6 protein-coding genes and 1 other annotated feature are annotated in these 7,975 nt (G+C 69.2%); of the genes, 1 reads left to right on the top strand and 5 read right to left on the bottom strand.

The features are described 5' to 3' along the window. Window positions 1–7: 7 nt before the first annotated feature. Window positions 8–498, bottom strand: a sequence feature (16S ribosomal RNA rRNA prediction is too short). A 592-nt stretch (window positions 499–1,090) separates the two neighbouring features. From ASV56_RS13975 to ASV56_RS13960, 4 genes are read right to left on the bottom strand one after another with little or no spacing between them, the layout of a single operon-like run. Next, window positions 1,091–2,218, bottom strand: coding sequence for an acyl-CoA dehydrogenase family protein (locus ASV56_RS13975; protein ID WP_062562664.1), 1,128 nt, complete (start codon window positions 2,216–2,218; stop codon window positions 1,091–1,093). After that, complete coding sequence (locus ASV56_RS13970) at window positions 2,215–3,396, bottom strand: acetyl-CoA C-acyltransferase (protein WP_062562663.1); 1,182 nt, start codon at window positions 3,394–3,396, stop codon at window positions 2,215–2,217. Before ASV56_RS13970 ends, ASV56_RS13975 begins: the two co-directional genes overlap by 4 nt. A 28-nt stretch (window positions 3,397–3,424) precedes the next feature. Next, complete coding sequence (locus tag ASV56_RS13965; protein WP_062562662.1) at window positions 3,425–4,192, bottom strand: SDR family NAD(P)-dependent oxidoreductase; 768 nt, start codon at window positions 4,190–4,192, stop codon at window positions 3,425–3,427. A 3-nt stretch (window positions 4,193–4,195) separates the two neighbouring features. Beyond that, window positions 4,196–5,845 (bottom strand): acyl-CoA synthetase, encoded by a 1,650-nt coding sequence (locus ASV56_RS13960; RefSeq protein ID WP_253880043.1) that lies wholly within the window; start codon window positions 5,843–5,845, stop codon window positions 4,196–4,198. Window positions 5,846–5,984: 139 nt separating this feature from the next. Between ASV56_RS13960 and ASV56_RS13955 the strand changes: the two genes are divergently transcribed. Further along, complete coding sequence (locus ASV56_RS13955; RefSeq protein ID WP_253880041.1) at window positions 5,985–7,001, top strand: AraC family transcriptional regulator; 1,017 nt, start codon at window positions 5,985–5,987, stop codon at window positions 6,999–7,001. On the opposite strand, the gene ASV56_RS13950 is transcribed toward ASV56_RS13955, so the two are convergent. Further along, window positions 6,958–7,941, bottom strand: a complete 984-nt coding sequence (locus ASV56_RS13950; RefSeq protein WP_062562660.1) for a hypothetical protein — start codon at window positions 7,939–7,941, stop codon at window positions 6,958–6,960. The genes ASV56_RS13955 and ASV56_RS13950 overlap by 44 nt on opposite strands. Window positions 7,942–7,975: the final 34 nt, after the last annotated feature.

Below are 7,975 nucleotides of genomic sequence, written 5' to 3'. Positions count from 1 at the left end.
TAATTCCGAACAACGCTAGCCCCCTCCGTATTACCGCGGCTGCTGGCACGGAGTTAGCCGGGGCTTCTTCTGCTGGTACCGTCATTATCTTCCCAGCTGAAAGAGCTTTACAACCCTAAGGCCTTCATCACTCACGCGGCATGGCTAGATCAGGGTTGCCCCCATTGTCTAAGATTCCCCACTGCTGCCTCCCGTAGGAGTCTGGGCCGTGTCTCAGTCCCAGTGTGGCTGATCATCCTCTCAAACCAGCTATGGATCGTAGGCTTGGTAGGCCATTACCCCACCAACTACCTAATCCAACGCGGGCCGATCCTTCTCCGATAAATCTTTCCCCCAAGGGGCGTATACGGTATTACTCCCAGTTTCCCAGGGCTATTCCGTAGAGAAGGGCACGTTCCCACGCGTTACTCACCCGTCCGCCGCTAACCCCGAAGGGTTCGCTCGACTTGCATGTGTTAGGCCTGCCGCCAGCGTTCGTTCTGAGCCAGGATCAAACTCTCAAGTTGAAACGGCATGAGCCGTATCCTTGACGTAAGAACCTTGCACATCTGTCTCCTGCGCCTAGCAGGAGATCATCTCTGCTTGTCGTTCCACTTCCGTGAACCGTCAAACAGTGAAGCTGACACTCTCATCATCGGTTACCCTAGAGAGCCGATATGCAAACTTCCCAGTCGAAAACGACCAGACCGCCCGCATATCCCTTCATTCATACAGCAATGTCAAAAAGCAAAGGAAACAAAACAACCCAAACCGCGCCACTTCCTTACTGGCGCCGTCCAAGCCATCAAGTCCCAGATTGTCTCGGTTCCGCTCCCGCTTCCCCGTCCCGTCCGACGCTGCCGTCGTTCGGTGAGCGGGTATTTAGGCCGCGGCACAAACACCCGCAAGAGGGAAAGTGACGGAACCATGAAATTTTCCAGCAAACATATGAAACAGAAAGGAAAATTCAGGAAAGGATTTGTTCCGCCGCGGAACATCTGCCCGCCCGACACGGGGTCCTCATCGCCCCCTGCCCGCCCGGAACCCCAGCAAACGCCGGGGGAATCGCCAGGCCCGCCGATTCCGACACGGGAATCGGCGGGCCGCGGAATCACAGCCCGCGCGCGATCACCATGCGCTGCACCTCGCTGGTGCCCTCGTAGATCTGGCAGACCCGCACGTCGCGATAGATGCGCTCGACCGGGTAATCGGCCAGGTAGCCATAGCCGCCATGGATCTGGATCGCGGCCGAGCAGACCTTTTCGGCCATTTCCGAGGCGAAGAGCTTGGCCATCGAGGCCTCGCGCAGGCAGGGCTTGCCCGCCTCGCGCAGGCTCGCCGCGCGCAGCACCATCAGCCGGGCCGCGTCGATCTGCGTCGCCATGTCGGCCAGCTTGAAGGCCACCGCCTGGTGCTCGGCAATCGGCCGGCCGAAGGTCACCCGCTCGCGCGCATAGGCCAGCGCCGCCTCATAGGCGCCGCGCGCCATGCCGACCGCCTGCGCCGCGATGCCGATTCGCCCGCCTTCCAGGTTCGACAGCGCGATCCTGTAGCCCTCGCCCTCGGCGCCGAGCCGGTTCTCGGCCGGCACCCGCATGGCCGAGAACGCCAGCGCGCAGGTGTCCGAGCTGTGCTGCCCCAGTTTGTGCTCGACCGAGACCACCTGATAGCCCGGCGTCCCGGTCGGCACGATGAAGGCGGAGATGCCCTTCTTGCCGGCCTCGGGATCGGTCACCGCGAAGACGATCACCACCTTGCCGTTCTTGCCGGAGGTGATGAACTGCTTGGCGCCATCGATGACGTAATCCTCGCCCTCGCGCCGCGCCCGCGTCTTCAGCGCCGAGGCATCCGACCCCGCCCCAGGCTCGGTCAGGGCAAAGCCCCCGATCCATTCGCCGCTGGCCATCCTGGGCAGGAACCGTTCCTTTTGCGCATCCGTGCCGAAGCGCAGAATCGGCACGCAGCCGACGGAACTATGCACCGACATGATGGTCGAGCACGCCCCGTCCGCCGCGGCGATCTCCTCCAGCGCCAGGGCATAGGCCACCATGCCGGTTTCCGAGCCGCCATGCGCCTCGGGCACCAGCATGCCCAGGAAACCCAGGGCCCCCATCTCGGTCAGCTCCTCGCGCGGGAACTGATGCGCGCGGTCGCGGGCGGCGGCGCCGGGCGCCAGCCGCTCTTGCGCGAAATCGCGGGCGGCGTCGCGGATCGCCTCCTGTTCCTCGGTCAGGATCATGGCAGCACCTCCACCGCCATGGCCGTCGCCTCGCCGCCGCCGATGCAGAGCGTGGCGATGCCGCGCCCGCCGCCCTGCGCCTGCAAGGCGGCCAGCAGCGTCACCAGCACCCGCGCGCCCGAGGCGCCGATGGGATGGCCCAGCGCGCAGGCGCCGCCGTTCACGTTCACCACGTCATGCGCCAGGCCCAGATCGCGCATCGCCGCCATGGCGACCACGGCGAAAGCCTCGTTGACCTCGAACAGGTCGTAATCGCCCAGATCCGTGCCGGTCCGCTCCAGCAGCCGGCGCACCGCACCGATGGGCGCGGTCGGGAACAGGTTCGGCTTGTCGGCGAATGTCGCGTGGCCGATGATCCGCGCCCGCGGGGTCAGCCCGCGCCGCTCGGCCTGCGACTGACGCATCAGCACCAGCGCCGCCGCCCCGTCCGAGATCGAGCTGCTGTTCGCCGCCGTCACCGTGCCGTCCTTGCGGAACGCCGGCCTCAGGCCGGGAATCTTGTCGAGCCGCGCCTTGCCCGGCTGTTCGTCGATCGCGACCAGCGTGTCGCCGCCGCGCCCCTTGACCGTCACCGGCGCGATTTCCGCCGCGAAACGCCCCTCGGCGATCGCCTTCTGCGCCCGGGTCAGCGAGCTGATCGCGAATTCGTCCTGCGCCTCGCGGGTGAACTGATAGGCCTCGGCGCAATCCTCGGCAAAGGTGCCCATCAGCCGGCCCTTGTCATAGGCATCCTCGAGCCCGTCCAGGAACATGTGGTCCAGCACCTGGCCATGCCCCATGCGATAGCCGCCGCGCGCTTTGGGCAGCAGATAGGGCGCGTTCGACATGCTCTCCATGCCCCCCGCGACCACGACATCGGCCGAGCCCGCCAGCAGCAGGTCATGGCCCAGCATCGCGGCCTTCATGCCGGATCCGCACATCTTGTTGACGGTGGTGGCCCCGGCCCCCAGCGGCAGGCCCGCGCCCAAGCCCGCCTGGCGCGCCGGCGCCTGGCCCTGGCCGGCGGGCAACACGCAGCCCATGATGATCTCGTCCACCGCCTGCGGGTCGAGCCCGGCCAGGGCAGCCCGGATCGCGGTCGCGCCCAGCGCGGCGGCCTCGACCCCGGCGAAATCGCCCTGGAAGCCGCCCATCGGCGTGCGGGCCGCGCCGGTGATGACAATCGGATCGCTGCTCATTGTCGGATCTCCTGATTTCGGGGCGCCATCACTTCGGCGCCATGCGCAGCGCGCCATCCAGCCGGATGACCTCGCCATTCAGATAGGCATTCTCGACGATATGGCGCACCAGCGCCGCATATTCGCCCGGATCCCCCAGCCGCGAGGGGAAAGGCACCGTGCCGCCCAAGGACTCCTGCACCTCTTGCGGCAGCCCGGCCATCATCGGCGTGGCAAAGATGCCGGGCGCGATGGTGACGACGCGGATGCCGTGCCGCGCCAGCTCGCGCGCGGCGGGCAGGGTCAGCGCCGCGACACCGCCCTTCGAGGCGGCATAGGCCGCCTGCCCGATCTGCCCGTCATAGGCGGCAACCGAGGCGGTGTTCACCACCACCCCGCGCTCGCCCCCGGCATTCGGCGCATTCTTGGCCATGGCATCGGCCGCCAGCCGCAGCATGTTGAAGGTGCCGACCAGGTTGATCTGGATGGCGCGGGCAAAGCTCTCCAGCCGGTGCGGCCCGTCGCGGCCGACGATCTTCTCGCCCGGCGCCACGCCGGCGCAGTTCACCGCCACGTCGATGCGGCCGAAATCCGCGACCGCCGCCGCCACCGCCGCCGCGCCGTCCTCGGCGCTGGTCACGTCGCAGCGCAGGAAGCGCGCCGCCGCGCCCAGTTCCGCCGCGACCGCTTCGCCGGCCTCGGCATTCACGTCCAGCACCGCGACCCGCGCGCCGGCGCCGGCCGCCATCCGCGCCACCGCCGCCCCCAGGCCCGAGCCCGCGCCGCTGACCAGAAACACCTTGTCCCGAATATCCATGTCTTACGCCTTCGCCTGTTTCTCGACTTCCGCCCTGCGCAGGATGAAGCGCTGGATCTTGCCCGAGGGCGTCTTCGGCAGCTCGCTCACGAAATCCAGCAGTTTCGGCCAGGCATGGGCCGAAAGCCGGCGCTTGACATGGCCCTGCAATTCCTCGCGCAGCGCATCCGTCCCCTCGACCCCGTTCGCCAGGATGACGAAGGCTTTCACGATCTCGGTCCGCTCGGGGTCGGGCACGCCGACCACCGCCGCCTCGATCACCGCCGGATGCTCGATCAGCGCGCTTTCCACGTCGAAGGGCCCGATGCGATAGCCCGAGCTTGTGATCACGTCATCCGCCCGGCCGATGAAGCTGACCGAGCCGTCGGGCTCGAATTCGACGGAATCGCCGGTGGAATAATAGCGCCCCGCCAGTTTCGGCTGGTTCAGATAGCCGGAAAACCACATCAGCGGCGATTGCTCCAGGTCGATGGCCAGCACGCCGGGCTGGTTCGGCCCCAGCTCGCGCCCCGCCTCGTCCAGCACCACCACGCGATAGCCGGGCATGGCCAGCCCGGCCGAGCCCGGACGCACCGGATGCTCCAGCCCGTGGTGGTTGTTCACGCACATGCCCATCTCGGTCTGGCCGTAATGGTCATGGATCGGCACCGCCAGATGCTCGGCGAACCAGCGCATGATCTCGGGGTTCAGCGGCTCGCCGGCGGAACTGACCACGCGCAACCGGCCCTTGACCGCGGCGGCCGCCTCCGGCCCGGCCGCGATCAGCATCCGGTAAGCGGTGGGCGAGCCGGCCAGGTTCGTCACCCCCAGCCGCGCGATCAGCCCATAGGTCGACTCCGGCGTGAACCCGCCCTCGTAAAGGATCGTCGCCTGCCCCAGCAGCAAGGGGCCGGTCAGCGCATAATAAAGCCCATAGGCCCAGCCCGGATCGGCGATGTTCCAGAACACGTCGCCCTCGCGCAGGTCCACCGCCTCGCGCATATAGGCGCCAAAGGCCAGGAGCGCCCGCAGCGGCACCGGCACCCCCTTGGGCAGGCCGGTCGTCCCCGAGGTCGACATCATCATGAACAGATCGTCGCCCCGCCGCATCACCGGCTCGAACCGGTCCGAGGCCGCGTCGAGCCCGGCGCGGAAATCCACGTCGCTCGCCGGCACCGCCTCGCCCACCGTGGCGACCAGCGGATGGTCGGGGATCTCGTCCAGCTTCGGCCGCTGGGCGGAATTCGTCACCACCAGCCTGGCGCCGCTGGTCGCCAGCCGGTGCTCGATCGCCTTGGGCCCGAAGGCGGTGAACAGCGGCTGATAGACCGCCCCCAGCCGCCAGGCGCCCAGCACAACCGCGACCAGCTCGACCGTGCGCGGCAAAAGCCCGGCCACCACGTCGCCCGGCTTGACGCCCTTGTCGCGAAACAGGTTCGCAGCCCGCGCCGACAGGTCGCGCAGCTCCTCGAACGTATAGTCCCGCAACGCGCCTTCGGCCAAGACGCAGCGCAGCGCCACCCGTCCCGCACCGCAATGCCGGTCGCAGCATTCGACGCAAGCATTCAGCCCGCCTTGCAGATCGCCCTGCAAGCCGTCCATCGCCGCCGCGATGCTGAACCGCGCCACGGCCTGCTCATAACCCGGCCGCGACCGGGCGAGATCCTTCGCCATCATGTGTTTCTCCCACTCACCGCCCAACCCAAGCTTGGCGCGGCTCCTCCGAGTTCCCGGCCAGCTTAGCGCGCTCGGCATTGCAAACAATGTCATTCCCGGCCAGATTATCTGATCGGTTTTGCAAGATGGACCGCCCGTGGAACGCCGCATGATCTCGCCCGGCTTCGTCGAGGACGCGCTGGGTTGCCTCTATCGCCGCCGCATCGATCCGGGGCCGCTCCTGGCCGCGGCCGGCATCCACGACCGCGGCCAGCCGGTCTCGAATGTGCAATACGGCCGGCTCTGGCTTGCCATCGCCGATGCGGTCGGCGACGAGTTCTTCGCCGAGGGCGCGCGGCCGATGCGCCCGGGCAGCTTCAAGCTCCTGTGCCAGGCGACGGTCCATGCCGGCACGCTGGAAAACGCCCTGCGCCGGGCGCTGAGCTTCCTTGCCGTGCTGCTCGACGACCCGACGGGCGCGCTGGCCGTGCAGGACGGCATGGCCGAGATCCGCCTGACCGACCGCGCCGCCCCCCGCCGCGCCTTCGCCTATCGCACCTATTGGCTGATCCTGCTCGGGCTGATGTGCTGGCTGATCGGCCGGCGCATCCCGCTGATGCGGGTCGATTTCGCCTGCGCCGCGCCCGAGGATCGCGGCGACTACCTGCAGTTCTTCGGCGCGCCGGTGCATTTCGACCAGCCCGCCAGCCGGCTGCGCTTTGCCGCGAGCTACCTGTCCTTGCCGATCATCCGCCAGGAAAGGGCGCTGCAAGGCTTCCTGCGCGGCGCGCCGGCCAATATCCTGATCCGCTATCGCCACGACCAGGGGCTGACGGCCCGCATCCGCGCCCGCTTGCAGGCGACGCCCGCCGCCGACTGGCCCGATTTCAACCGCCTCGCCGCCGATCTGCGCCTGTCGCCCGCCACCCTGCGCCGCCGCTTGCGCGCCGAGGGCCAGGGCTACGGCGCCATCCGGGCCGAGATCCGCCTGCGCGCCGCCCGCCAGCTGTTGCGCGACACGCCCCTCAGCGTGGCCGAGATCGCGCATCGGCTGGGCTACGGCGAACCCAGCGCCTTCCACCGCGCCTTCCTGAAACAGGCCGGCATCCCGCCCGGCGCCTTCCGCCGGCTCAGCCCGCCAGCACCCACAGCCGAAAGCGCCGCGCCCCGGTGATCTCGCGCGCAAGGCCCAGCGATTGCAGCCGAAGCAGCAGCCGCTCGGCGGTGTCGCGGCTGATGCCGGCCAGCCCCTCCAGCATCGAAGCACTCAGGATCGGATGCGCCGCCAGCGCCGCGACGACGCGCGCGGGGTTCTCGCCCTTGATCCGCGCCACGGCGGCCAGCGCCCGCGCCTGCCAGTCGGCGACCCGCACCAGCTCCTGCCGCGCCTCGACCAGCCCCGCCGTCACCGCCGCCAGGTGCCGCCCCATGCGCTCGGGTACCGGGCCGCCGTCGACCCAGACCCCGCGCCCGTGCCGGCCGAAGGGCACGAAGCGCAGCGCCTCGCAGCCCGCCGCCATGTCGCGCGCGGTCCAGACCGCCGGCTCGGCCAGCACCTCGGGCGCCGACAGCCCGCAGATGCGCCAGGCCATACGCAGCGCCGGCCCCCGCGCCAGCGGCGCCACCGCAGCCAACCCCGCCGCCATGTCGTGGAACTCCGCCGCCGCCGCATCGAAACTGCCGCCCGTGGGCCGCGTCGCCAGCATCTCGTCCAGCCCCGAGACCTCGGCCCGATGCAGCCCCAAAAAGCCGCGCAGGTCGGCCGGATTGCCCTGCCCCTCCAGCCGCCGCAAGCCCCAGCGCGCCAGCCGCATCGCCTCCAGGTCGGCGCCGGCCCGCGCCTCCATAAGATCGCGGCCGATCTCCTCGCGCTGCAAGGGCGTGCCCTGCGCCCAGAGCATCGCCTCAAGCTCGATCAGCGCCAGCCGGGTCACGGCACCCGCCCGCGCCTCGGCCGGCAGCGCCGCCAGCATGCCGTCCAGCCGCCCCAGCGCCAGGCTCGCGCGCGCCAGCGCCTCGGCCAGCCCCGCCTGCGCCGCGCCCCAGGCAGCCGCGTTGAAAAGCTGACCAGGGGCCGCTTTGCCGTGATAGGATGGGTCAGGATCGGACGGCACGCCTGCTGCCTCGCAATGCTTCATATCCGCAGAA

This window comes from Paracoccus aminovorans (genome assembly GCF_001546115.1).
GTDB lineage: Bacteria > Pseudomonadota > Alphaproteobacteria > Rhodobacterales > Rhodobacteraceae > Paracoccus > Paracoccus aminovorans_B.
Note: the sequence above shows the minus strand (reverse complement) of the source record. Positions and strands in the feature narration are given on the sequence as shown.